The 24,779-nt window shown below is 52.1% G+C and carries 24 protein-coding genes, 1 tRNA gene and 1 rRNA gene; 11 read left to right on the top strand and 15 right to left on the bottom strand.

The annotated features are described in order from the left end of the window. Positions 1 to 17 precede the first annotated feature (17 nt). The 5 genes from KIS29_06860 to KIS29_06840 all read right to left on the bottom strand — a co-directional run bounded on the left by KIS29_06860 (position 18) and on the right by KIS29_06840 (position 4,837). Entirely contained in the window at positions 18 to 242 is a 225-nt protein-coding gene (locus KIS29_06860; GenBank protein MBX8640039.1) for a hypothetical protein, read from the bottom strand. Positions 243 to 385: 143 nt separating this feature from the next. Continuing rightward, on the bottom strand, positions 386 to 1,156 hold the full coding sequence (locus tag KIS29_06855; GenBank protein MBX8640038.1) for an ATP/GTP-binding protein: 771 nt from the start codon (positions 1,154 to 1,156) through the stop codon (positions 386 to 388). A 470-nt stretch (positions 1,157 to 1,626) separates the two neighbouring features. Further along, positions 1,627 to 2,010 carry a hypothetical protein gene (locus tag KIS29_06850; GenBank protein ID MBX8640037.1) on the bottom strand — a complete coding sequence of 128 codons (384 nt, stop codon included), beginning with the start codon at positions 2,008 to 2,010 and terminating at the stop codon, positions 1,627 to 1,629. Positions 2,011 to 2,023: 13 nt separating this feature from the next. Further along, on the bottom strand, positions 2,024 to 4,492 hold the full coding sequence (locus tag KIS29_06845; GenBank protein ID MBX8640036.1) for a penicillin acylase family protein: 2,469 nt from the start codon (positions 4,490 to 4,492) through the stop codon (positions 2,024 to 2,026). 248 nt (positions 4,493 to 4,740) lie between these two features. Then, positions 4,741 to 4,837: transfer RNA gene (locus KIS29_06840), tRNA-Lys, on the bottom strand. 462 nt (positions 4,838 to 5,299) lie between these two features. Between KIS29_06840 and KIS29_06835 the strand changes: the two genes are divergently transcribed. Further along, the gene (locus KIS29_06835; protein ID MBX8640035.1) at positions 5,300 to 7,087 is read left to right on the top strand and encodes a Rieske (2Fe-2S) protein; all 1,788 of its coding nucleotides are present in this window, start codon (positions 5,300 to 5,302) and stop codon (positions 7,085 to 7,087) included. Between the two features lie 55 nt (positions 7,088 to 7,142). On the opposite strand, the gene KIS29_06830 is transcribed toward KIS29_06835, so the two are convergent. Continuing rightward, positions 7,143 to 7,544: a DNA primase gene (locus tag KIS29_06830; GenBank protein ID MBX8640034.1), complete on the bottom strand. Its 402-nt coding sequence runs from the start codon at positions 7,542 to 7,544 to the stop codon at positions 7,143 to 7,145. Positions 7,545 to 7,621: 77 nt separating this feature from the next. On the opposite strand from KIS29_06830, the gene KIS29_06825 reads away from it, so the two are divergent. From KIS29_06825 to coaBC, 5 genes are all read left to right on the top strand, one after another. Continuing rightward, on the top strand, positions 7,622 to 8,305 hold the full coding sequence (locus KIS29_06825) for a DNA replication complex GINS family protein (GenBank protein ID MBX8640033.1): 684 nt from the start codon (positions 7,622 to 7,624) through the stop codon (positions 8,303 to 8,305). 46 nt (positions 8,306 to 8,351) lie between these two features. Continuing rightward, the gene (gcvPA, locus tag KIS29_06820; GenBank protein MBX8640032.1) at positions 8,352 to 9,674 is read left to right on the top strand and encodes an aminomethyl-transferring glycine dehydrogenase subunit GcvPA; all 1,323 of its coding nucleotides are present in this window, start codon (positions 8,352 to 8,354) and stop codon (positions 9,672 to 9,674) included. Then, a complete protein-coding gene (gene gcvPB / locus KIS29_06815) occupies positions 9,671 to 11,131 on the top strand; it encodes an aminomethyl-transferring glycine dehydrogenase subunit GcvPB (protein ID MBX8640031.1) in 1,461 nt (486 codons plus the stop codon). The genes gcvPA and gcvPB overlap by 4 nt, the downstream gene beginning before the upstream one ends. Positions 11,132 to 11,199: 68 nt before the next feature. Continuing rightward, positions 11,200 to 11,835, top strand: coding sequence for a dTMP kinase (gene tmk / locus KIS29_06810; GenBank protein MBX8640030.1), 636 nt, complete (start codon positions 11,200 to 11,202; stop codon positions 11,833 to 11,835). Next, positions 11,835 to 13,013, top strand: coding sequence for a bifunctional phosphopantothenoylcysteine decarboxylase/phosphopantothenate--cysteine ligase CoaBC (coaBC, locus tag KIS29_06805; GenBank protein ID MBX8640029.1), 1,179 nt, complete (start codon positions 11,835 to 11,837; stop codon positions 13,011 to 13,013). The genes tmk and coaBC overlap by 1 nt, the downstream gene beginning before the upstream one ends. Positions 13,014 to 13,035: 22 nt before the next feature. Here coaBC and KIS29_06800 read toward each other — a convergent pair whose 3' ends face one another. From KIS29_06800 to KIS29_06790, 3 genes are all read right to left on the bottom strand, one after another. Continuing rightward, positions 13,036 to 13,332: a DUF357 domain-containing protein gene (locus KIS29_06800; GenBank protein MBX8640028.1), complete on the bottom strand. Its 297-nt coding sequence runs from the start codon at positions 13,330 to 13,332 to the stop codon at positions 13,036 to 13,038. Further along, positions 13,329 to 14,804: an ATP-binding protein gene (locus KIS29_06795; GenBank protein ID MBX8640027.1), complete on the bottom strand. Its 1,476-nt coding sequence runs from the start codon at positions 14,802 to 14,804 to the stop codon at positions 13,329 to 13,331. Before KIS29_06795 ends, KIS29_06800 begins: the two co-directional genes overlap by 4 nt. A gap of 273 nt (positions 14,805 to 15,077) precedes the next feature. Beyond that, the gene (locus KIS29_06790) at positions 15,078 to 15,257 is read right to left on the bottom strand and encodes a hypothetical protein (protein MBX8640026.1); all 180 of its coding nucleotides are present in this window, start codon (positions 15,255 to 15,257) and stop codon (positions 15,078 to 15,080) included. On the opposite strand from KIS29_06790, the gene KIS29_06785 reads away from it, so the two are divergent. Next, complete coding sequence (locus KIS29_06785; protein ID MBX8640025.1) at positions 15,256 to 15,399, top strand: hypothetical protein; 144 nt, start codon at positions 15,256 to 15,258, stop codon at positions 15,397 to 15,399. The genes KIS29_06790 and KIS29_06785 overlap by 2 nt on opposite strands. Positions 15,400 to 15,884: 485 nt before the next feature. After that, positions 15,885 to 17,352 (top strand): 16S ribosomal RNA (locus KIS29_06780). Positions 17,353 to 17,495: 143 nt separating this feature from the next. Here the strand turns inward: KIS29_06780 and KIS29_06775 are convergent. Then, the gene (locus tag KIS29_06775; GenBank protein MBX8640024.1) at positions 17,496 to 18,230 is read right to left on the bottom strand and encodes an RAD55 family ATPase; all 735 of its coding nucleotides are present in this window, start codon (positions 18,228 to 18,230) and stop codon (positions 17,496 to 17,498) included. A 143-nt stretch (positions 18,231 to 18,373) separates the two neighbouring features. Between KIS29_06775 and KIS29_06770 the strand changes: the two genes are divergently transcribed. Continuing rightward, the gene (locus tag KIS29_06770; GenBank protein MBX8640023.1) at positions 18,374 to 19,672 is read left to right on the top strand and encodes a serine hydroxymethyltransferase; all 1,299 of its coding nucleotides are present in this window, start codon (positions 18,374 to 18,376) and stop codon (positions 19,670 to 19,672) included. On the opposite strand, the gene KIS29_06765 is transcribed toward KIS29_06770, so the two are convergent. Next, positions 19,665 to 20,573 (bottom strand): TIGR00269 family protein, encoded by a 909-nt coding sequence (locus KIS29_06765; protein MBX8640022.1) that lies wholly within the window; start codon positions 20,571 to 20,573, stop codon positions 19,665 to 19,667. The two genes, KIS29_06770 and KIS29_06765, sit on opposite strands and share 8 nt — an antisense overlap. 96 nt (positions 20,574 to 20,669) lie before the next feature. Between KIS29_06765 and KIS29_06760 the strand changes: the two genes are divergently transcribed. Further along, positions 20,670 to 21,689: a replication factor C small subunit gene (locus KIS29_06760; protein ID MBX8640021.1), complete on the top strand. Its 1,020-nt coding sequence runs from the start codon at positions 20,670 to 20,672 to the stop codon at positions 21,687 to 21,689. A 79-nt stretch (positions 21,690 to 21,768) separates the two neighbouring features. On the opposite strand, the gene KIS29_06755 is transcribed toward KIS29_06760, so the two are convergent. The 4 genes from KIS29_06755 to KIS29_06740 form a co-directional block, all read right to left on the bottom strand. Then, on the bottom strand, positions 21,769 to 21,918 hold the full coding sequence (locus KIS29_06755; protein MBX8640020.1) for a 50S ribosomal protein L40e: 150 nt from the start codon (positions 21,916 to 21,918) through the stop codon (positions 21,769 to 21,771). Positions 21,919 to 22,027: 109 nt separating this feature from the next. Next, complete coding sequence (locus tag KIS29_06750) at positions 22,028 to 22,612, bottom strand: methyltransferase domain-containing protein (protein MBX8640019.1); 585 nt, start codon at positions 22,610 to 22,612, stop codon at positions 22,028 to 22,030. 51 nt (positions 22,613 to 22,663) lie between these two features. Beyond that, the gene (gene trxA / locus KIS29_06745; GenBank protein MBX8640018.1) at positions 22,664 to 23,089 is read right to left on the bottom strand and encodes a thioredoxin; all 426 of its coding nucleotides are present in this window, start codon (positions 23,087 to 23,089) and stop codon (positions 22,664 to 22,666) included. A gap of 13 nt (positions 23,090 to 23,102) precedes the next feature. After that, positions 23,103 to 23,507: a DUF302 domain-containing protein gene (locus tag KIS29_06740; protein MBX8640017.1), complete on the bottom strand. Its 405-nt coding sequence runs from the start codon at positions 23,505 to 23,507 to the stop codon at positions 23,103 to 23,105. A gap of 100 nt (positions 23,508 to 23,607) precedes the next feature. On the opposite strand from KIS29_06740, the gene KIS29_06735 reads away from it, so the two are divergent. Further along, the gene (locus tag KIS29_06735; protein ID MBX8640016.1) at positions 23,608 to 23,991 is read left to right on the top strand and encodes a helix-turn-helix domain-containing protein; all 384 of its coding nucleotides are present in this window, start codon (positions 23,608 to 23,610) and stop codon (positions 23,989 to 23,991) included. The last annotated feature ends 788 nt before the right edge of the window (positions 23,992 to 24,779 follow it).

Below are 24,779 nucleotides of genomic sequence, written 5' to 3'. Positions count from 1 at the left end.
CGGCGCTCCCACCGCGGTCACATCAGCAGTTCTGCAGTATGCGGCTGCCGTCCCTGGGCCGTCCATGTCCTGCCGTATGGCCATGTACGATGAAGGCGGGCAGGATCAGGCGATGCGTTAATGATGTGAAATCCGTAGGACACGTTCTCTCCCGGATCGGCACAGTATGCACTTCCGGCAGCTGAAGTGAAGTCGTCTGCAGTGTCAGGAAATATCGCAACAGCCGCATGGCCTGTTTCCATTCACAGAATAACCGCAGGCAGTGCTATCCCGCCCCTCTCCGTCACAACGGGCATGAATGCCGGCGAGACCCCGGCACACGATGGGCGGCATGTAAATTTTCGGACGGAAATGTGTCGTGAAGCGAATACGGACAGCGGCAGATTCAGGCAAGACGCCTGTCGAGATCCTCTCCTCCCTGGAAGATGCCCTGAGCCATTGTATATATGTCTCCCATTCCGGAATAGTCTTCGGAAGACACCGCAATCAGCTCGCTATATGCACCTACATCCCGCAGCGCCCTGAATATTTCGAGGCTGAGAGGCTTTGCGGATCGTATGTCCGACTCCATAAGGTCGTCGTAGAGCCTGTCCTCCGAAGTGGACCAGCCGATTATGTTCTGCAGTTCTTCCTCTGTAATGGTATCGGTCTTGGTCAGCACGTTAAGCGCAGGCACATCAAATCTGAAATTTACACTTGCAAAGAGCAGCGCGGAGGAGACAAAGCCCGAAGGTGTTTTGCAAATTGACGGATCTGTCACAAAGGCAATTACTGTTTCATCCATTCCCAGCTTCTGCAGCACAACATTTCCTGATTGCCTGTAGGCAAAGAGCTCCAGCTGTCCCGGCGTGTCAACGAGCAGATAATCGCTGTCAATCTTTTCTACCGGCTCCAGCACCTTTTCCATATTGAGGGCGAGCATGTCGGCAGCCGCAATCTGAGCTCCGTTTGGTCCGAGGCTGTACTCCTTTACGACCTCGTCGAGCTTTACCCAGTCCCTGATGTCCACATCAGGCTGATATGGAAGCTTTTCAGCCCCAGGATCAAGGTTGAGCGTTATTGCGTCGTGGCCGTTATCGTGCATCCAGTTTTGAAAGGCGGCTGTGAGTGTGGTTTTACCTGCTCCTGCTGTTCCTACAAACATTATTTTCTTCATCGTCTCCTTCTCCCATGTTCTGTCCCGGCTGTCATCAGATGCACTCTCCCTTTACTGTTCCATAGTGTCAACTAATATGAAGTGATCCCCTCCTGCATCGTAATTTCCTGTTATTTATTGTTGACTGCCCATTTTTCAGGTGCCGCCCGGCTGTCCCCGGGGACGCTGCTCCTTCCGGCGCTGAAAAACGCTGTCCCTGTCGCGGTGATTTGGTTAAGATTTGTCAAAAACGGTCAATATTCATTGGCCGATACCAAAGACGACGGCTGCAAAACTGAGCGGAAGCAGTGGTGCAGTTGCGGGCGCGGCAGCATCATTCGCGCTGCTGTCTGTACTGGTTGCAAGCGGTCAGGCATTTGCTTCCTCATCGCCATCCACTGCGCCAATGCAAAATAAATCCTTTCTGTGCTGCCCGAAAGTGCAATGCACACGCTATTGCACCATCGCATCCGCATTATTCGGCCTTATGTTCATGATGCCTCCCCATGCGATTCGCCGCCGCTTTTAATGTCAGCGCGTTTCCGCCGCTTCATTAATTCCTCATATGTGCCTGAAAACAGGAGTGCCGAAAATCCCATGATCAGCGCAAACACAATCGGATAGAGGAAAACCACTGCAACAACGGGCAGGCCGGCAATAGAAGATATGATATCAGACAGTTTCGCAACATCTGAAGCAGGATAGCTCAGGTAGGTGGAAACAGGAACAAGGAAACCTATTACCAGTCCTGCGATGAAACCCGTCTTTTTGCTGAACCGGAAAAGCGGGACAGCCGCCACGATTGCCAGGAGGGCATACGGTGTCGCCTCCATCACGAGATATGCGAGTGCAACAGCGATCACAACCAGTGCCACCTGCTCGATGACTCTACGTATATTCGTAAAAATACACCGTCCTCTGAGTGCTCATGTCGTAATATCCATGATTAATCCAGGTCTGAAGCTGGTTGTCAAAATAATGGCTCAGTATATTCTCGCTCGGTCCGCCGGGAAAAACTCCGAAGAATGTGCCGGAAGCGGGTTCGGCTATTTCTCTCAGCGACGAGCTCACTGTAACATTCTGTTCCGGAACAGCAAGGCTGAGCGGAACTCCGCCGACACTGACTGTATGGCTGTCGCCCCATATCGGGATAGGCCCTATGGACAGTGCGCTGAGTCCCGTGTAGCTGGAAATTTCCAGCCTGTGGACCCTACCCCAAGTCCATCCGCTTACTGCACCGAGTTTCTGTGCAAGGAACTGGACGGCAGCCGAAAATGCGGCCCTCGCCGTCGCCGTAAAATTGCCGTTGAACCAGAACGAATCCGGAGCATTCTGTGCAAGATATATTGCAGAGGATGTGTAAGGCGACGGCATACCGGAAAGGCCGTGATCCTGGTAGATTCGGTCAAATGTCATGTTGTAAAATTCCGACAGGAAATACCAGTAAACGGTGATTCCTACCTCGTCCTGATAAGCCGTGTAGTTCCACGACGCAAGATACTGGTAGGCTTCGCTCTGCACCTGAGTCATGGTCAGTCCAGACAGAGCCTTCACTACAAGCGGAGTAAACTGGCTCGCCCAGTAATCGCTGACATTGGACTGCAGAGACATCATCAGCCGAATGTCCATGCCCCCGCTGTTATTCAGGAAGTGAAATATTGTTTCGGCCCTGCCGCCTGAAGCCCAGAAACCGCCTATGAACGGGTACGGGTAGTTCATGCCTGCCGTGGGCTGGTTGGGCGCAAACAGGAAGCCTCTTGCCGGATTCTCCGCCTGGGGCAGGTACTTGAATGGAACATATCCCACAGGCTCGTAGGCCCCGGTAGTCCCGTTCAGCAGAGTCCTGGATCCGACCACGCTGACAGTTTTTCCGTCAGGCAGTGTCTCATTTATCAGCGGATATTTTCCGGCAGTAATTATTCCGGCATTGTGTACTGAAACAAGCGCAAAGTTCTGAGGCGGCGATCCCCAGTATTGCAGTGCATCCACCATCTGCGTGTAATTGCCAGACTGGTCAAGCATTATTTCTGCCACCAGATCCAGCGATGAGGAAGGTGTTGACCAGCGCATGCTGATGCCTGCGTTCGCACTCCTTGCAATGAGCGGCCCGTTGTTCGTATAGTAAATGCTGTGTATGTGGCCAAGCAGCGTATAATTCAGGACGGTCATAGGATGCCAGGTGCCATCATAAAGGTAGCTGTTGCCCTGAAGGATTTCAAGATAATCGTTGGCAGAGTTGCCTTCAGGTGTTGTCAGACCCCACGCAGTTCTGCTTGTATGGCCAATCAGTATTCCGGGAATGCCTGCAAGGGCCCATCCTGTTACATTCATGCTGCTGTCCTTAAGCTGCAACGGTATCCAGAGCGACGGAGCATACAGCGTCAGGTGTGGATCGTTTGCCAGTATCGGATTATGGTCTGTCGAATAGGATGAAGCCACAACCCAGCTGTTGCTGCCGACGCCATTGTCCAGATAGCTGGTCATTATCCCGGCGTACGGATCAGAGATGTTTTCCAGCGCCCCGAAGAGCAGTGTCTGTAAAGTCCCGAGATACGATGTGTTTACACCGGTTGCCCACTGGGAATACCAGTTTTGAGACCAGAGGTATCCGGGAGGAACGGACTGGGAGGAAAGCCCGTATCCGTTAACACTGCCGCTTCCCGGAACAACTGTCACCGACTGCGTGTAATACGGGTAGTATGGCCATATCTGTGTCAGGTTGCTGAATCCGAACGCATTGTACATAATGGCGGATGCAAGCGGGTCCGACGAACCCGTAATGAGCGACCATGACATGAATTCCTGCCACACGAGTATGTCGAAAGGCGTCCAGTAGAATGGATGAAACCCAAGAAGTTTGAATCCGAATGGAAGCGAATTCTGCGTATGGTTGATGAAATCGTTGACACCGGTGCTGTAGTCGGAGAGGTATGCGTAGTACTGCGGATACTCTTCCTTCAGGAGCATCTGGAGACGATAGGCATCCTGCGGCAGGCCGATGAGATGCATTGTAATGTCAGAACCAAGTGCAGCCTTCCCTACATACCGGCTCAGGTTTCCGGATGCAAGCAGCACCTGCAGTTCCATCTGGAACAGCCTGTTGCTCGCCACGTAATATCCCTGCGCCACAAAAAGGTCATGGTTGTTCTGCGCCACGATATGTGCCACCCCTGAACTATCTATGCTGACATTGACCGGTTCAAGAAGGTGGGCGACATTCAGTTTTCCTCCAGTATACCGTGAATTGTTGATTGTCGTCCAGAGGCCATTGGCGGGATTCAAAAGTCCGGTCTGGGATGAAAAGAACGAGAGTATGACCAGTATTACAATAAGGACTGGAACCCACCTGAATTTCATCAGGCTTCCATGTGCTTGCACCTATTAAATGAGTAATGTTGCGCACCCTCTGATGGTCGCATCCCCACGAGGCAATTCCTTCGGGTAGTCCATTCCATGTGCACACAGTTGTGCGAGATTCAGCCGCGACGACTGGCAGTAACGGATGCAGCCGGAACCGCAAATCAAATCGCCGTTACGGCGATATGCCGGCAGCATGGCAGCCTGATTCAGTATGCCCCCCACGCAAACTTTCCGGCATCACCGGATGGCGGGCCCGGAGGGATGTTCGGACATATACTGTCATTCGAACCCTCGACCTTTCGGTTAAGAGCCGATTGCTCTACCTAGCTGAGCTACGGACCCGTCAGGCGCGTCCATATTGGAGGATAATTAATAACTTTTCTTAGATCGGTGAATCTCTGTCCTGAAATGGCAAACATGATCTGTGCGGCGCGGCGACTGTTATGTGCACCTGTTGAATTTCGGGCAAGTAAACAGGCTGCCTGCCATCTTGAGAAGATGCTGTCTTCTCAGCCGCCGGATATGTTCTCATTGCGCGTGCAGACTCCCATCTGAACGCCGGTCTCGAAACTCGCATCACCGTGCGGCTGATGCCGAACCTGAAAATGAGCGAATGGAATTATTCCCGTTTGATGAGCCGCGGCGGAATAAGCTGCTACGTTACGCAGTACGAATTTCAGCTGCAATTCAACGGCAGGCCTGGGAGACCTGCAGTCCCGGCTGCTTCAGCAGTGTGGTCGCCGTGATATTCATAAAATTTATAAACAATTAATTTTAAATAACCTGCTCCGGATTCTCTTCGCAATGTCCCCAAACATGACGGATGGAAAGGGAAAAACAGATCGCACGGATGTGTGCTCTGTTGACGAGCTGATGCACGCCGGTGTCAAAACCGTTACCGTATCCGGGCGCCCTGTGGCACTCTTTTACGAAGGCGGAAGGATATATGCTTTAGATAACCGGTGCCCGCACATGGGGTACCCTCTTTCAAAGGGAACGTTGAAGCAGGGTATGCTGACCTGCCACTGGCACCACGCAAGATTCGATGCAGAGAGCGGCTGCACCTTTGATCTCTTTGCTGACGATGCGGCTGTTTTTGAGGTGAGGACACATGACGGCCGTGTCTTCATCGAAGACAAGGCAGTCAGCCGAGGCGGCAGTGTCCTCGAACAAATAGATTCGAGACTCAGGACCGGGATAGTGCAGTCGATCAATCTTGTGATTGCCAAATCCATCATACGTGAAGTGAATCAGCGTGGCCTGGAGGAAGGCGGGAAAAGGATACTTTCCATTGCCTCGGCCTACGGTACTGTAAAGCAGCGCGGATGGGCTTCCGGACTTACAATACTTACCTGCATGGGAAACATAATTCCGTTTCTGGACAGGGAGTGGGCAGAAACGGCTTTGTTCAAGGGTGTAATGCATGTCGCCGGTGATTATTTCAACGGAGCCGACAGACCGCAGGTGGAACCGCTTGGACATCCGGTCTCGCATGACGGCATGCGAAATCTATCCCTCTGGCTGAGGACTTTCGTAGAGCAGCGTGAGCCGGACGCTGCAATGCGCACGCTACTGACGATGGCATGCCTTTCCACGAAAAATGATTGCGCCACTGCCCTGCTGCAGGCTGCAACGGACCATATTTTCATTGACGGCGGGCATGTCTACGATTTCATAAACAAAGCTTTTGACCTGCTGGATACAATCGGCTGGGAAAGTGCGCCACAGACACTACTGTCGGTCGTGAGGCAGCTGTGCAATGCAAGGAGACACGAGGAGGACAGTGCCTGGAGGAATCCGGTCGATATTGCGTCGCTTTTGTCCGAATATGAAGGTCGTGCAGGTTCAATCGCGAATAATGGAGGGAACAGAAACGCATCTGCGGAAGAGATAGATGCTCTTGCGTGGAAGATCGTTGAAGGCGAACCTGAAGCAATACTTTCGGCAATAGAAAGCAGGCTGAAATCGGGGTGGACGACACTCGACTGTGCTTTTTCACTGACACTTGCATCCGCATTCAGAATTGCCCTCTTCCACGATCAGAACGAATTCGACGACTGGATCACCGTCCTTCATGCATTCACATATTCCAATGCGGTGTACAACTCGGCATCCAGGGTGCTCTCCAACGAACCTGTAATAAAAGCAATTTACCACGGTGCAATGAACACTTATCTGAACCGTTTCCTAAACATGCCCGCAGCGGACATTGACCAGGTTCATTCGGTTGTGTCAGGTGTCCAGTCGCCGCTTGACGAACTTGAAAAATCCATGAACGCGAAGGACGTGGGAAGGGCAAAGGATCTGGTGAACACATATCTTGCCCGCGGAGGCGAAATTTTGGGTCTGATGAAACTGCTTGCAAAATGTGTTCTGCGGGAGGATGCGGAATTCCACACATACCAGCTGATTGATGCCTGCATGAATATTGTCAGGCGGGGAAAACTGTCTGCGGAATCCGCAAGACTGGTTGCGATCGCCGCAGCCCGGTATGTGGCAGCCCATTCACCCACAGACAGAGCCGATCTGCAGACATTCAGCATTGCAACAAGGCTTGAGAGGGGAGAGACGCTGTATGCATCTGATGAATGATTCGAAATTCAGTGCAACGGATGTGTTTCGCACAATGCCGAAAGGGCGACACGAGTTACCTGAGCGCTCGTTTGCGCAGCCGTTCGTAAAACGACGGCAGGCCCTCAACATCCTTGGACTCCCCTACGCTCAGGGAAGCGATCTGCGCCCTTAGATGCTCTACCGTTTTTACACCGTTGGAAATGAAGCCGTTTGAAAGCGCCCGGCACAGCTGCCCCCCTTTCCTGTCCCAGTCGGTCATTATTATGACTTTTCTGTAGCTTCTGCTCATTTCTTCGCACATTTCGAACAGCGTATGCCGGCCGTTGAGAACAAAAATTTCCCCTCCTATGCCGAGTTTTCTCATAGCCTTCCTGTCGTTGATGCCTTCAACTACTATTGGAAACTGTGTATTGAGTTCCGATAGCTCGTCAATCAGCTTTTCCATCTTTTCGAGCATTTTAACGGAAGAGTTCATGGAAGCGGCCGTTTTGAAGTCCTATCACAGCATGAATAAAAAAAGGTTTCTTATAATGTCGCTCGTATCATTTAACGATGGTCTCCGACGAATACCGGGTCAATTACAGCGAAATCACAAAGATCTACAGAAACGAACGGAAGGAGCCCCTTGCAGAAATACCGCCTGATTTCTACGCAAAGGCGAGGGCTTACATCGAGGAACTGAGGACTGAGAGCAAATCTGCACCAGGCACAGAGTACGCCGTCACCGCATCTGCCCAGATTAGAGAAACGGTGAAGCTCCTTCGCCACATATGGGAATTCAGGACGCGCAAGCTGCTGCTCCTTGCAGTGAGTCAGAGGAAGCAGGAGGATTACGAGATCCGGGGGCTGGCAGACGAGGAGAGGGAATTTTTCACCTCGGCCAGAAAACTGGTCAGGGCGCATGAGGACACTGCGATGAGAAGTCCGGATGAAACTGTCCATCCTGCCCGCGCCGCTGAAGAAGCGGCGGCCGGGCAGGCAGGAAAAGAGGTGCAGCGAACAGACGGCGATTCAGTGCATGTCAGTGAGGAGCATCCGCGTACTGCATCATCAGAGGATACGCTGGGCGGGAACAAAATGCTCCTTATAAGGTTTGTTTCCGATATACCGGAATTCACAACGGAATTCGGCAGCATCAGGGCTTCTCGTGGAGACGTTGCAAATCTGCCGGAACGTTATGCGAAGATACTCATAGAAAGAGAGGCAGCCGTCATAATTGACGCAGATGGCCGATAATGCGCTCAGGAAAGATTAAGTCATAGTCGACTTTAGACCGTCACCGATGGATCCCAAGGAAAATCAGGAAATGCTCAGTTTTCTGGGTCTGGGCTCGGTAGATGAACTTTTTGCTGACATACCGGTCAAATTCAGATCGGACGGACTTAATCTCCCTGACGGTATGAGTGAAATCGAGGTTCTACGACATCTGCACAATGTGCTCAATGCCAACACGGACTGTTCCGAATATGCCTGTTTTCTCGGCGGAGGCGTGTACAACACATTCATACCCGCCATAGTCCAGCAAGTCGTGGGAAGATCTGAGCTCTACACATCCTATACACCTTACCAGTCTGAGCTGAGCCAGGGGCTTCTTCAGCTTATTTTCGAGTATCAGAGCCTGCTGGCCGAGCTGACCGGAATGGACGTGATCAATGCATCCCTTTATGACGGTGCAAGTGCGCTCGGCGAGGCGGCCTGCATGTGCGGCAGGATAAGCGACGGCAGTTTCTTCCTGATCCCCGCCGCCATGGCCCCATGGAAGAAATCCGTCCTGCGAAATTACGTAGCCGGAATGGGGCTCGAAGTCAGGGAATATCCATTCAACAGGAACAACGGTCAGGCAGAACTGCGCGAGATATCGGCCATTGCGAAGCAGGGAGCTGCAGGCGTCTATATCGAAATGCCCAATTTTCTCGGCCTCTATCAGGAAGACATAACGGAGCTCAAGGGCATGATCGGAAACGCGATGCTCGTGGCGGGTGTAAATCCTCTCTCGCTCGCCACCGTAATTCCGCCGGGAGAATACGGTGCGGACATTGTCGTGGGCGAAGGGCAGTCGCTCGGACTCAACATGAATTTCGGCGGACCTTTTCTAGGTATATTCGGCTGCCGCAGGGAGCATGTCAGGAAAATGCCTGGAAGAATTGTGGGCGCAACCGTTGATTCGGAAGGTAAAAGATCCTTCTGCCTGACGCTTCAGGCAAGGGAGCAGCATATACGGCGCTCCAAGGCAACCTCGAACGTCTGCACGAATCAGACGCTGCTCGCGGTTGCCGCGTCCGTGTATGTCGCTGCGATGGGACCGGAAGGCCTCGCAGACGTGGCAAGCAGAACTGAAAGAAACAGACGCAGGGCGATGGAACTTTTTGCGGAGCACGGTTCGGAGATACCATTCAAAGGACCCGGCTTCAACGAATTCGTGTCATCATCCCATTCGGATACCGGACGAATGATTGAGGAGCTCCTGAAACATGGAATAATCGGAGGACTTCAGCTGGACGGCATTGTCGACGGCATGGAAAGTTCCGTGCTATGGGCGGTAAGCGAAAGCACAACCGAGGAAGAGATCATCAGGGCGGCAAGGATCGCGGGGGAATTCGTATGACTTTCGCTCAGGCTGAGTGGGACGAGCCGCTGCTGAACGAAATACACTCGCCTCCGGTCTTCGGTTTCGACAGGAAAGTTCCCGCGTCAGAGAGAATCGACAAGGGAAGACTCAACAGGCGGGAGCTGAATCTTCCCGGCATATCTGAACGCGATCTCATGAGGCATTATGTTAACCTCTCTCAGATGAATTATTCCGTTGACAACGGCCCGCACCTACTCGGTTCCTGTACGATGAAATACAACCCGAAGATTTCCGAGAACATTGCTTCCGATAACAAGGTGACCAGACTGCATCCGCTTCAGCCGGCGGAAACGGCGCAGGGGGCCCTCCGCCTGATGTACGAGCTCGAAAGATACCTCGCAGAAATCTCCGGCATGGATGAGGTGAGCCTCCAGCCGGCAGGAGGTGCCCAGGGTGAATTTGCCGGCATGCTGATTACGCGAGCACATTTCAGGAGTCTGGGCGAAACCAGGAAACGCGTTCTTGTACCGGATTCGGCGCATGGGACCAATCCGGCGAGCGCTGCCATGGCAGGATACGAGGTTGTCGAGCTTCCGTCAGACAGAGGCATGGTCGACACCAAGATACTGAGGGAAGCGATGACAGATGATGTTGCCGCTCTCATGCTCACCAATCCCAATACGCTCGGCCTTTTCGAGGAGAAGGTCGAGGAGATTGCGGACATCGTGCACGGCAGGGGAGGTCTGCTCTATTATGACGGCGCAAACATGAACGCAATTGTGGGCAAAACCAGTCCGGGCCTCATGGGCTTCGACATAGTCCATTTCAACCTGCACAAGACATTTGCGACACCGCATGGAGGCGGCGGACCGGGGGCAGGCCCCGTCGGGGTGAAGAAACATCTTTCAAGATTTCTTCCCGTGCCGAGGATTGTGAAGAAGGGCAGCCGCTACAGTTTTGACTACAGCAGGCCGGACAGTATAGGAAAGCTTCATTCCTTCTACGGCAATTTCGGCATACTCCTCAGGGCATATGTCTACATCCTGCTCAATGGAAAGGACGGCCTAAGGCGCAACAGCGAACAGGCGGTTCTCAATTCAAATTATCTGATGGCCAGACTGTCCTCCTCGTTCGAAATTCCGTATAAGAGGCTGAAGAAGCACGAGTTTGTGGCGAGTGCAGGCAGACTGAAGTCGGAAAAGGGCATAACCGCACTGGACATATCCAAGAGACTGATAGATTATGGAGTCCATCCCCCCACGATATACTTTCCTCTCATTGTAGGCGAAGCGCTGATGATAGAGCCTACAGAAAACCTGTCAAAGCAGTCCGTGGATTTCGTTGCCGATGCGTTCAACAGGATCGCCGGGGAGCCGGCAGAACTCCTCAAAAACTCTCCTCATTCGACACCCAGAAAGAGGATAAATGAGGTGAAGGCAGCCAGGGAAATGGTTTTCACCTGGAAGGATTTCGGGAGGATTGGCGGCGCATAGCAGGTCCGGAGGATTCACAGTTCTCACGGTACGTGTTTATTCAATATACCTGGCAGTATGGGGGTAAGATGGCGAGAAAAAAATCAGCCATTGTTGTTTTTGAGGGCATTGACGGAAGCGGTAAAACATCCGTTTCGCGTTACGTGTACTCAAAGCTGAGGAAGGAAATGAGTGTAAAGCTCACCTCCGAGCCGTATGACAGAAAGGTACTGGAGACGGCAAGAGGTTTCGAATCGTTCTTCTCGAAGTCGCGCATTGATGCCATCAGATGCAGTGCCCTTCTGTTCACCTGTGACAGGGCAGGCCACACGCTCCTGATGGAAAAATGGGCAGCCGAAGGGAGAACCGTGCTCTGCGACAGGTATTTCATGTCAACACTTGCCTATCAGGGCGCGCAGTTCTCGATGCGCGGTATCGACATGAATGAATGGCTGCGTTCGATAAACGAACCGTTTCTGGGTATACCCGATATACTCGTATATCTGGAAAGCACGCCGTCCGCCGCCATGCGCCGGGTAATTGCAAGAAAGTCAGGACGGTCTGACTTTGAATCGGAAGATTTCCTGGGTGAGGTTTCACGCATTTACAGCAGGGAATATGAACGATTCTGTGGAAGGAAGATAAGGATAAATTCCGACAGACAGATTGAAGATGTGCAGAAAGATGCACTTGTGTTCATAAAGAGAAGCCTGGAAGTGAAGTGATGCACCCTTCTGAAAGGATTTTTGGCAGCAAGGACCGGAGACTCGGTGGAAACACCATACTGCTGTGCGTTACCGGAAGCATTGCTGCCACAGAGACAGTGAAACTTGCCCGCGAGCTGATCAGGCACGGAGCGAGGGTTGTACCTTTCATGACGGAGGCCGCATGCAGAATAATCTGTCCGGATGCGCTCCATTTCGCAAGCGGCAACGAACCCGTCACATCGCTTACCGGTGCGGTCGAGCACATTTCGGCTGTTTCCGGGGAACGTGTCGCTGTTATCGTTGCACCTGCAACTGCCGATATTATCGGCAAGATTTCGCATGGCCTTGCGGACGATGCAGTGAGCGCGCTCTGCCTGAATGCTCTGGGCTGCGGAGTGCCGATGATTGTGGCACCTTCGATGGGTGCATCGATGATGGACAACCCCTTTGTGAAGGTGAATATGGAAAGGCTGAGAAGGCAGGGGATAAACGTGCTTCCCGCAGTCGTGGCGGAAAACGAGGCCAAACTGCTTGATGCGAGCACGATACTCGCCGAGGCATCACGGTGTTTTTCTGCCGGCCTTCTGAAGAGGAGAAACGTGCTTGTCGTCGGCGGAGCGGGCGAGGAGTCATTCGACGATGTCCGCTTTATTACAAGCAGGAGCAGCGGCAGGACTGCTGTCGAAATCGCAACCTGTGCATATGAGCAGAAGGCAAACGTTATGCTCTGGTACGGCAGGATGGATGCCGAGATACCCTCATTTGTCGGTTCAAGGCCATTCCGGAGGCTCTCCGATCTGAGCGCGAATATATCCGGCAGAAAATTTGACATAGTCATTGTTCCGGCTTCACTTCCGGATTTTGTGCCTGAGAAGAGGAGCGGCAAAATATCTTCGGGGAGTGAACTGTCACTGAGGCTGAAGAGGGCTCCCAAGTTCGTGGACGAGGTGAGAGACAGATGCAGGGCGCTCGTTGCGTTCAAGGCAGAAATAGGCGACGACGCGCATGTAATTGAAAGCGCAAGGAAGAGGATGAGGAAAGGAAAGTTCGACATCATTGTGGCGAACAGCCTTGATGATGTCTCTGCTGAAAACACGAGGGCGCATATAATCGACGCGGACGGTGTGCAGACAGTCACAGGGACAAAGAGGGAGCTCGCGGAAGCCCTGATTGCGAAGGTCGCACGTCTCAAATAACCGCGCAGCCGGTATCCGTTCGTCAGACGGAAAGCGTGAACATCACGCTGTCGGCACCTACGTTGAAGAAGCCCAACCTTGCACCGGCGTCTATCCAGCCGTAAGCATAGTTGATGCAGGCAAAAGCGTTCACAAGATCGCCCTTCGAATAAAAGTGCCTGGAGTCGTTGAAGTAGTTCGTCGCCATTCTGAGGAAGTCATCGGCATTCCTTCTGAGCGAGCCCTGTTCCGGTATGGCTATGCTTATCTTCTGCAGCGCAGCCGCTGTCATCCGGGTGTACTTGCCTATCTTCTCTTCCGTTATTCTGTCATTCTTCATCCGTTCACCACGTTTGTGCTGTCTCCGCCATGGACCGTTTCCCTCTCGCGCACTTCGATGATCATCGGAAGCTGAAGTCCACCGCCTATGCCTATGCATACGCCCGTCTGTAGCCTGGGAACCTCCTCGACAATTTCCTGCGTAAGCCCCTCGATTGAGCTGTAGACGACCTTCAGGTCTATCGGATTTGTTATCTTGAGTATGAACTGCGTGTTGCACTGGCTGATTACATTCTTGTCCACCTTTGCAGCGCGCTGTGTTATCACCATAAGACCGAGTCCGAATTTCCTTCCCTCTGATGCGATTGTCCGTATTATTCTGCTGGCATCGGTTTTCCCCTGCTGCGGGCAGAAGTTATGCGCCTCCTCCAAAACAGCGAGCAGTGGCGGGATTTTCTTCCTTTTCCTGAGTTCGAAGAGTGCGGTCAGCATCCTTTTGACGAAAAGAGACTGAAGTTCCGGAGAGGTTCCCTTGAGATTGAGCACTGTCGTCTTCCCCTGAACTACCATTTCCGTTATCTTTGTGCCTTCCGTGACAAATATGCCGGTGCCGTCAATCGATCTAAGCTCCGACGCGAGCTGCTTTGAATACTGGCTGTCCGCACTATCGAGTTTTTCCGCAATCATGCGCAGATCGCAGCTGCCGCCGCTTTTCGCCTCTTCCATTACCGCGGTCAGAAGCATCAGGTGCTGTCTGCTCTCCCTGAATGAGGTAAGAGAGAGTAATTCCTGGGGTGTGAAGTTTGACAGCGTCAGCAGCATCTTTGAGGCGCCGCTGTTTATTTCGGTGTCGAATGCAAATTCCCTTACGATGCCCGGGTAATCACATGAGGCGTCAGCTGCACTCCTCCTCTCCCTCAGAGTTCCGTATTCGCCATGTGGGTCAAGTATCACAACGGTAACACCGTTCTTAATCATCTCCTCGATTATCACGCCGGCGAGGTAGCTTTTCCCTCCGCCGGTCTTGGCCATTACGGAGATGTGCTTCTGAACCATCACGTTTATGTCGAGGACGACGGGAATATTTCTCCCTCTGAGGTGTCCTATGAAGGCACCGTTTTTCCTGTTGTTCAGTCCGAGCGTGCTGGATATCAGTTCATCAGAAGCCCTGAAAACCCGGCTCCCGGGCGCAACCGGTGTTCCGGGCTGGGACATTCCTCCGCGGCCGTCCGGAAAACCGATGACGGAGGCATGCCCTATGTCCGATCTCTCAAACTGTATTTCCTCACCTGCACCAATTCTCTTTGCACCCCCATCAGACAGGTCCGTCTGTATCTGCACCTCGTTCACGTATGCGAGGAGCCATCCGTGTTCATGGTGCCGGACCTGGATGTAATTGTTCCGTTCAATTTCGCCTGTTACCACAAAATCGAATTTATAGGTGCCTGTTTTTCCGAAAACGACGCCTTCCTGTTCCAGGTCTGTATTGTCGTCATCCTTTCCGGCATCCGATCTAAACGCAGCCTCAACCATCTGAGCGCATCCCGCTTTCCTGTATGACTGTATGCTTTTAATTTCTTTGTTATCAAAGGATTTGCTCCTGAATTCAGATGTTTTCGGTGTTTAGGCAGCAAATTCTCCGTGCTGGTAACACAGATGAAATAGAGACCGGTACGCTGAATCTCAACAGTCTGGCGGATGACCACTTCGGGACGACACCATTCCCCATCGAAAAAGGGCCGTCAATCGAACCTTGAGTGCAGTTTCGTCTCAGACACCAACAAGTTTAATCACAAAATCAAAAACTCAGTGCCTTGTTGAAGCCATGACCAGTGTCTCCGGCGCTTCAAGGGCGGAAAAAGAAGAAACAGAATGCCCTGTTTCTCTGACCGGTAATATTTTCGTTATTGTCACATTTACGTTTACCCAGCTTAGCGGTGTGTAGAACCAGAAATTTGTCTGCAAAAGATGCAGTAAGGAATTCATGGCAAGGCTGCGGGGATATGGCCACCACAAACACACATCAGGCAGCACGAAGGAGACGGGAATAAAGGCGAGAGTGAAGAGCACGGTGAGGAAGGCGTCGTGCTTCATGCAGACGCTGCTCGATTCCTTCATATTTCCATGAGGCAATGAGAAAACTCATAAATGAGAGGGATAAGAATGCACCCCCTCAACACATCCCTCCGTTGATCAGAAGGGTGCCAAAAGCCCATAAGCATCATAGCGTATTTGGTGACCTTGCTCCCGAAACCCAATCTGGCGCCAAAATAAAAAACCTGTTCCGGGGTTTCGCCGCTTTGGATCTTCTGAGAGTAACGCAGTAATCAAATATGTGCCATCCGGGTCGGGAACAAGCAAATCAGCTGACAGCAAGCAATAAATACCCATTGCTTCTTAGCATCTGTTACTGAACTGATTACCGGCGAGATTGTGAGCTGGCATTGTGCCTGCTGTGAAACAAATCTGTTCGTAATCGTTCACATTAGTGGGGAATCGAGAACCCCGGCTGGCCGTGAACTCTCGATTCTGACGTTGTTGGTTGATGTGAGTGTCTCTTTGCCAATTCATGAATAATATCGGGCGATTGCCCAGCCGCATTTATGCGGCCAGATTCCGGTCGATCCTGCCGGCGGGCACCGCTATTGGAATTCGATTAAGACATGCGAGTCGAGAGGGGTAAGCCCTCGGCGCACGGCTCAGTAACACGCGGATAACCTGCCCTCAGGTGGAGAATAACCTCGGGAAACTGAGAATAATGCTCCATAGTTCTGGGATGCTGGAATGCTTCCAGAACGAAAGCTTCGGCGCCTGAGGATGGGTCTGCGGCCTATCAGGTAGTAGTGGGTGTAACGAACCCACTAGCCTACGACGGGTATGGGCCTCGGGAGAGGAAGCCCAGAGATGGACTCTGAAACACGAGTCCAGGCCCTACGGGGCGCAGCAGTTACGAAAACTTCACACTGTGGGAAACCACGATGAGGGAATTCCAAGTGCTAATGCATTAGCGTTAGCTGTTCTTTTGCCTAAAAAGCAAGAGAAGTAAGGGCCGGGTAAGACGGGTGCCAGCCGCCGCGGTAATACCCGCGGCCCAAGTGGTGCTTGATATTATTGAGCCTAAAACGTCCGTAGCCGGTTTTGTAAATCCATGGGTAAATCGAGCAGCTCAACTGTTCGAATTCCGCGGAGACTGCAGGACTTGGGACTGGGAGAGGTCAGAGGTACTTCTGGGGTAGGGGTAAAATCCTGTAATCCTGGAAGGACCACCAGTGGCGAAGGCGTCTGACTAGAACAGATCCGACGGTGAGGGACGAAGCCCTGGGGCGCAAACGGGATTAGATACCCCGGTAGTCCAGGGTGTAAACGCTGCGGGCTTGGTGTTGGAGGTTCTAAGGGAACTTCCAGTGCCGGAGAGAAGTTGTTAAGCCTGCTGCTTGGGGAGTACGGTCGCAAGACTGAAACTTAAAGGAATTGGCGGGGGAGCACCGCAACGGGAGTAGCGTGCGGTTCAATTGGATTCAACGCCGGACAACTCACCGGGAGCGACGGTTAGATGAAGGCCAGGCTGATGACCTTGCCTGATTTTCCGAGAGGTGTTGCATGGCCGTCGTCAGTTCGTACCGTAAGGCGTTCTCTTAAGTGAGATAACGAACGAGACCCTTGCCCTTAATTGCAACCGGTTTCTCAGGAAGCCGGGCACATAACGGGGACCGCTGACGCTAAGTCAGAGGAAGGAAAGGTCGACGGTAGGTCAGTATGGCCCGAATCTCCCGGGCTACACGCGCGCTACAAAGGACAGGACAATGGGCTCCGACCGCGAAAGCGGAAGGTAATCCCGAAACCTGTTCGTAGTTCGGACTGAGGGCTGTAACTCGCCCTCACGAAGCTGGATTCCGTAGTAATCGCTTGTCAACATCAAGCGGTGAATATGCCCCTGCTCCTTGCACACACCGCCTGTCAAGCCATCCGAGTCGGGTTCGAGTGAGGGTTCTCTTTTTGGAGAGCTCGAACTGGAGCTTGGTAAGGGGGGCTAAGTCATAACAAGGTATCTGTAGGGGAACCTGCAGATGGATCACCTCCTTTGTATATCAAGTGTGCAAACGCAGAGAGTCCACCAACAGCGTCAGACGAGCCGGCCGAAAATCCTTTATCCGCAAGCGGCTGCGCGCCGCGGCGGAATGATTCTTCCCAGTTTCATCTGCAACGGCCTGGATGTTCGTTCTGTCATGGCTTGGATATGGCTCTTATCGCCATGAATCTGCCGTTTTCAAACAGGAATGTAAATGAGTCCATGCTGTGGTTTGTCGCCCTCATCTTCATGCATCTTATCCTCCTCTGCACGTCTACGTCGCTCAAATCCTGTGTCGAAAGCGCAATAATGCCGTCGGCAAGATATGTTTCGTCCTTTCCCATGTGGGCTATCCTGTCGGCAGGAGACTCCATTGTAAGGAGGACGGTGGAATCGAGTCCCCTCATCCACTCAAAGAAGTAGAACAGCTCGTCTCTTCTGTTCTGCAGGCTGGCTGCGGTTTCCAGCACGTCCAGCGAATCTATGACGAGAAAGTCGAAGGAAACGCTGTCCTTGAGATTTGTCACGTACATCTTGAAAACTTCGAGCCAGCTCCTCTTTGCTGTAAGCTGTTTGAGATTCTTCCGCACTATGCCGAAATCCAGCACTCGCATTCTGTCACCGCCGGACTCGACACTCATGCCGAATCGCCTCATCTGTCTCTCAAGACTGATTCTGTTCTGCTCCAGCGTAAGGTAGACGCCGCGCACTTTTTTACTCACTGCATTGGAATACATCATGTTGAACGCAACTGTCGACTTCATCGTTCCCGGTGTTCCGGCAATAAGAACTATCGAGCCGAATGGTATGCCGCCCTCAAGCTCGGCGTCAAACCCCTCGATATTGGTCGGTATCCTTGCGATTTCAGTCTCCGGTCCGTCACCACCCAATTTATCACTTTCTTTTCGGATGCTTCTAATCAATATTTATTGGTGTCTGTCAGATTCCCTCGCTTTCAGTATCATGCCTGCCCTCCTCCTTCAGCTCCCGGCCTTCAATATAATTAAATGGTCAGCTTGCTTAGTCCTCCAATATGAAGGGAATATCGAGAAGTTCCGCCTATGTTCGGGACAATGTGATGAGGCACAACAGATTTTTTGAAGAATCAATTCCGCTCATTGCATCGGAGAATGTTATAAGCCCCCTTCAGCGGGAAATGCTCAACTCGGACTTCAACGGAAGATACGCCGAGGGATGGCCCGGTCACAGGTACTACCAGGGAAACGAGTTTGTGGACAGGGTGGAGCTGAAGGGTATCGAGCTCGCAAAGAAGCTCTTCAACTGCAATTTCGCCGACCTCAGGCCAATATCGGGCACAGTCGCAAATATGGCTGTTCTTTTCGGCCTGACCGCTCCGGGCGAAACAATTACCGCACCGGCGCTGTCTGACGGGGCACACATTTCAACAGCAAGGTTCGGCGCAGTGGGCTTCAGGGGACTGAAGACGGTGACATATCCGTTCGACAGGGAAAGAATGGCGCTCGATATTGACGGCACGGCAAAAGTACTGAGGGAAGTGAAACCGAAGGTTGCGCTCTTCGGCATGTCGCTTTTCCTGTTTCCCGCTCCGCTCAGGGAGCTTTCGGATGTTTTCAGTGAAGTGGGATGCACTGTCTGGTATGACGGTGCCCATGTTCTCGGACTGATTGCGGGAAAACAGTTCCAGGACCCGCTGAGGGAAGGCGCGCATGTTATATCGGCGAGCACCCACAAGACGTTTCCCGGTCCAAATCACGGCATAGTCCTCGCAAATCCCAAAAGCGAGGAGATGGAGAAGGCTCTTATGCGCGGCGTTTTTCCCGGCGTGACAAGCAACCACCATCTGCATGAGATGGCCGCGCTCTGCATAGCGCTCGATGAAATGATAAGGTTCGGCAGGAGCTATGCAAGGCAGATCGTCGCCAACTCGAAGGCGCTTGCGCAGTCCCTCTATGACAGGGGTTTCGATGTTCTTGCCTCCAATTACGGTTTCACAGAGTCTCACACACTGGCCGTAAATGTTTCGAAGATCGGGGGAGGCAGCGGATGCGCGACGCTCCTCGAAAAGGCGAATATAATCGTCAACAAGAATCTTCTTCCGGACGACACCAGTTCGGTGAATCCGAGCGGTCTGAGATTGGGAACGCAGGAAGTGACGCATCTGGGGATGAAGAAGGATGAAATGGAGGAGATAGCATCTTTCTTCGAGAGACTGCTGATAAGGAAGGAGGATGTTGCTTCGGTCAGGAAGGATGTGGTGAAGTTCAAACGCCGCTACAGCAGGCTGAAATACTGTTATGGTGAAGGCTACCCTGCTTACAGGTACGAGCATTTCCTTCGCTCGATCAGTTGAGTATGTGCTTCAGCTCCTCCCTGAGTGTGCACGCCCTGCACACATTCCCGGAGGTGATATCGCCGCATGCCGTGCATTTAGACGCATTCATTTTCTTCCGCGCGGATGAAAAGGAGGCGGCAGATTTGGCAATGGAGTATCTTGCTCCCGGCATTTCGCTCTCCATTTTCAGGACGATTTCCCTGAAAAGGTTTCTTGAGGCTTCTTCCGAGTAAGGGCATGACGATCGAAGAAACGGTATGCCGTTCTGCATTGCAAAGAGGAGAACTTCATTTTCAGGTATCATGCGGAGTGGCTGGGCACGCGGTACGAGGCCCTCCACCTTATTCAAATGCGGTCCCATCATTGCCATTCTTCCGGTATCCCCCCTGGCCATGTTCATCATTACAGACTGTGCTGTATCATCGAGATTCAGTCCGGTGACCAGCCGTTCCGCGCCCGCTTCCCTCGCCATTGAATTGAGCAGATTTCTTCTGAAGACGCCGCAGTAGGCGCAGGTGGTCCGCTGCCGCTCCGCCGCTGCAAGCCTGTCCATTGTGAAACCCGCCTCTTCACGGAACGATCTGCACCTCCAATCAATCCCCTCCCTGCGGCAGTACTCCCCCACGATCCCTGCAGCTTCTGACCTGTAGCCTGTGATTCCCTCGTCGACAGTAATCGCAATCAGCCTGATGTCATTCCTGTTTTCAGCCGCCTTCCTGATCAGTTTGAGGGCTGTCATGCTGTCCTTCCCGCCGGAAACAGCCACGCATACCGTCGAATTCCTTGACAGTATATTCTGTCTTCTTACTTCCCTGTTCACCCTTTTTTCTACAGATTCGCTGAAATGCCGTGTGCAGTAGTGCCTGCCGCTGTATCGTGCAAAATAAATTGCATTCAGGTTGCAGAAGGAACATTTCACGGCATTAAGCAGCTGCATCGCGAATAAAGATATTTTGTTTTCCGGGCATCATGGGCAAAACGCTTTTAGTATGCTCTTCAATGATGTTGCGGTTTCATGGACGAAACGGAACTCTGGGTTGAAAAGTACAGGCCAAAAAGATTTGACGACATCGTGGGACAGGGGGCCATTGTGTCCCGGCTGCGTTCATACGCCGAGAGCAGGAATCTTCCGCACCTCCTCTTCGCAGGACCCGCGGGAACAGGCAAGACCACATGCAGCATAGTACTTGCCAGGGAGCTGTTCGGTGAGTCCTGGAAGGAAAATTTCATGGAACTCAACGCTTCCGATGAAAGGGGTATAAAGATCGTCCGTGGGGATCCGGAGCACAATGTGCCGAGCAAGATCAAGAATTTTGCGCGAACTGCCCCTCTGGGCAATGCTTCATTCAAAATTATATTCCTGGATGAGAGCGATGCGCTTACGCCCGACGCCCAGTCAGCTCTCAGGAGGACGATGGAACTTTATTCGAGGAGCTGCAGGTTCATTTTCTCAGCAAACTATCCGGGCAGGATAATAGATCCAATCCAGTCCAGATGCGCAGTCTTCCAGTTTTCCCCTCTTGCCGATGCAGACATAGAAAAGTGTCTGCAGAAGATCATAGACAATGAGGGCATTCGCATCAGCAGGGCTGCCGTTGAATACATCGTCCGTTACTCAAGGGGAGATTCCCGGAGAGCAATAAACACACTTCAGGCAAGCGCATTTCTGAGCAGCGATATCGATCAGAATACTGTATATCTGGCAACATCCACGCCTGATCCGAAGGAAATGAAGCAGCTGATAGAGTACGCGCTCCATGGTCATTTCCTCAAGGCAAGGAGCGTTCTGGACGCCTTTCTCTTCGACAGGGGCATGAGCGCTCCCGATGTTATATCCTCCATGCACAGGACAGTGTTCGAAATGGACATCCCGGAGGATGCCCTCCTCGAGATAATAAGCAGGATAGGTGAAACAGAGTTCCATGTCGTTCAGGGGGGGAACGACAGAATACAGCTTGAATCGCTCATAGCACAGATAGGGCTGATAGGCAAACGTGAAGACAGCAGAGCGATAAGACAGAAGACGTTTCGCTAGGATCTACGGCAGACCATCCACATGCAACGCTTTCAGCAGCTGGGAATCCAGCCTGTGCCGCAGAGGTAACGGGCGTGAATTATACCTTCCTGATTTCCTTTGCCTTTATGCGCAGCTTTGTGTAACCGCATTTCCTGCACCTGGTGGCCCTGATAGAATTGGTTGCAGAGCAGTTCATACATACCTTCTTGTTCAGAAGTCTCGCTTCCGCCTCTTTGAACTTCGCCATTTGGATTCTGTTGAGCAGAGTTGCAATCCATATATAGAAATTGCGCATTTGGCGCGGATGGCAGTAAGGAAGTTGCCTGCAGTCCGGCTTCCTCCGGGCCGAATTGAATTTAACGCGTCTCCTGCACTTCCCGGGGAAAGGATACAAGTGACCATCTTCCGGTAAGCGTTTTCCCGTGTTTGACAATCCTGAATCCTGAAAGAAGGTCCTCCCACTCTGCGGCGCCCACATGTCTGCTGTCCCCCCTCCTGCCGAAGGAGGTTACGCTGAGAAACGCCACACCCTCTTTTTTCAGGACCCTCCTTATCTCAGAAATCGCCCTTCTGTGGTCGGACATGCAGCAAATTACCCTGTGGGACAGGAGGAAATCGATGCTCGAATCCGGTATTCCCCTGAGATCAGCCGCTGAATCCGTGTAACACTCTATGTTCCGTATGCTGTTTTCACTGATTTTTTTCTTCAGTATTTCAATTGCCTTCAAGCCTGTATCGGCTGCATAGACCTTTCCGGAAGGGCCGACCAGCCTGGAGAAGCGAATAGTGAAGTATCCTGGTCCGCATCCTATGTCGGCCACACTGTCTCCATTGTGAATATATGCGTCAAACGCACTCTGCCTTTCCATAAGCTTGCGTATACCGAGATCAAAAAGGCGGGGAGGCGGATGCCTGTCATGCGGTGTCTCTGTCATGCGCATTTCAACTGCCTTCAGCTACACAGCAACTGCCGTCATTCCCCTGCCGGCACCTCAGCCGGGAAGGCTGATCGCCCTGTTGAGCCTGGCAGCAATAGCTCCTCTCGACTGCGCTCCGACGATGGAATCCACATTTCTGCCCTTCCTGAAAATCAGCAGCGTTGGAATCCCCATTATGTTGAACTGAGCGGAAGTACCGGGATTTTCATCAACATTTAATTTTCCAAACGCTACCCTGCCGTCATATTCAACTGCGAGCTGCTCCACTACCGGGGATACCATTCTGCAGGGACCGCACCATGGTGCCCAGAAATCGACGAGTGAAACACTGTTACCCTGTACAAAAGGCCTGAAGGTGGTGTCTGTGAGGACAGTAACGCCTTTCGGCTGTGCCGGCTTCGCAGTGCTCTCCCTGCTGGTGTTCATCATCTCCTGCAGTTTCCTTTTTCTGATCTCCTCTATCTCGCTGTCGAAATCCATTGTTTCAACACCCTCATTCAATGTCTGCCATCACCTGTCTGAGATCTTCCTCTACCTTTCCCGCCATTTCCTCAAGCCCTCTGTCTCCGACCATCTTTATCATCAACCGCGGACTTATTGTGGAAACGACCGTGTGATCTCCCTCTGCACGCAGTGTAATCCTGCACGGAAGCAAAAGCATTCCGGGGCCTCCGCCCTGAATCGCCGTCAGGGCATGAGCGGGTTTGCACACCTCCAGCACGATCATTTCACCCGTGTCCTTTCCTGTCTTTTCCATTATCGTTCTGCCCACATCGATGGTAGAGAGGACGCCGTAACCGCTTGATTTCAGGCGCTCACTCAGCCGGTCGACTGTCGCTGTCAGGGGCAGTCCGGTTCTTGCTGTAAACTGTATGTCAGGCTGACTTTCTGTTTTCATTCTGCTCCTGATGTCGAGAGATTTTTCAAGTATAAATATTTGATGGTATTGCCAATATTATGCAATACTTTATTAGCCTGTGACCTGTATGTCCGCCAGCATGAAAGGCATAAAATCTCTACTCGGTCCGGGCAGCGAATGTTCCAGCCTCCTCTCCTGCCTCTACGATCTGGGGGAGGGTGATATCGCCGTACTGCGCGCAGTGGCATCGAAGGAGGAGTCGTCCCTTGATGAGCTCTCCGCCGCCCTTTCGAGGGACAGAAGCACCGTGCACAGGAGCCTCTCAAAACTTCTGGTCCTCGGAATGTGCTACAGGACAAAGAAAGGAATTCGCGGAGGCGGCTATTATCACGTCTACGGCCTGGTCGACACCGAACAGATAAGGAGGAAAGTGGATGGCGATGTAAGGGAAATGGTGGCAGCCCTCGACCTGCTTATTTCAAATTTCAGCCGGAATTTTGAAAAGATGGTTGGCGGAATTTGAAACGGAATGCTTGGAAAAGGTATCGCCCGTGCTATGCAGTGCACAGACTGGACACACAATATTGCTGAAGGAAAATAACATAATGCAGTCCGATAGATGTGATACAGGCAGGCACAGATTTTGGCGTCAAAAAGTGAATTCCGATTGAGGCGGACAACCGGTCAAGACAGGCGGTAATGAATAACAACGTGGGAGGGGTCTGATATCATCAGTTATTCCGAAATATGTTGTTTTATATCCAAACCGTTGCACAGCGTTCCATAAAGGGATATTGCAACTGCTGTGTCCCCGAATGACAGACCGTTCTGTAAATCGAACGCCGGAAAAAGCCTGCGGTGCCCCGTGCCCGGACCATGGGAAGAGATACACAGGATGATGAGGAAGACGGCGTGTATGAAGATGTCAACAGGTCAATTGTTAAGATGTGTTTCCCGTTTCTCAGGTCTACACCGCTGGAATATTGCGATGATAACGGATTCAGCCTACTCAACTTGAACGCGCAGGAATAACCGTGTTTCTGTCACTCACCTGTTTTATTGCCTGCCGGAACATAAAGCGCAAAGCAACCTTAATGTAACGACAACTGTCCGGGGAATGATGGGACATATATTTGGATGTCGGATCGTTTCCGTTTTTCGTCTCCGTGCATTTACGCAACGGCGTAGACGCAGGAGATGCCCGTCATTCAGCTATGGCGGACATAAAGGGTTAGGCAATGAGTGCCGCAGATACATCAGCTTCTGAAACATGACCGACCTTCCATTCTTGCAGGAGCAGTGTCAGCCGTG

The organism is Candidatus Sysuiplasma jiujiangense (genome assembly GCA_019721075.1).
GTDB lineage: Archaea > Thermoplasmatota > Thermoplasmata > Sysuiplasmatales > Sysuiplasmataceae > Sysuiplasma > Sysuiplasma jiujiangense.
The sequence above is the reverse complement of the archived record's forward strand: the minus strand, read 5'-3'. Positions and strand labels throughout refer to the sequence as shown.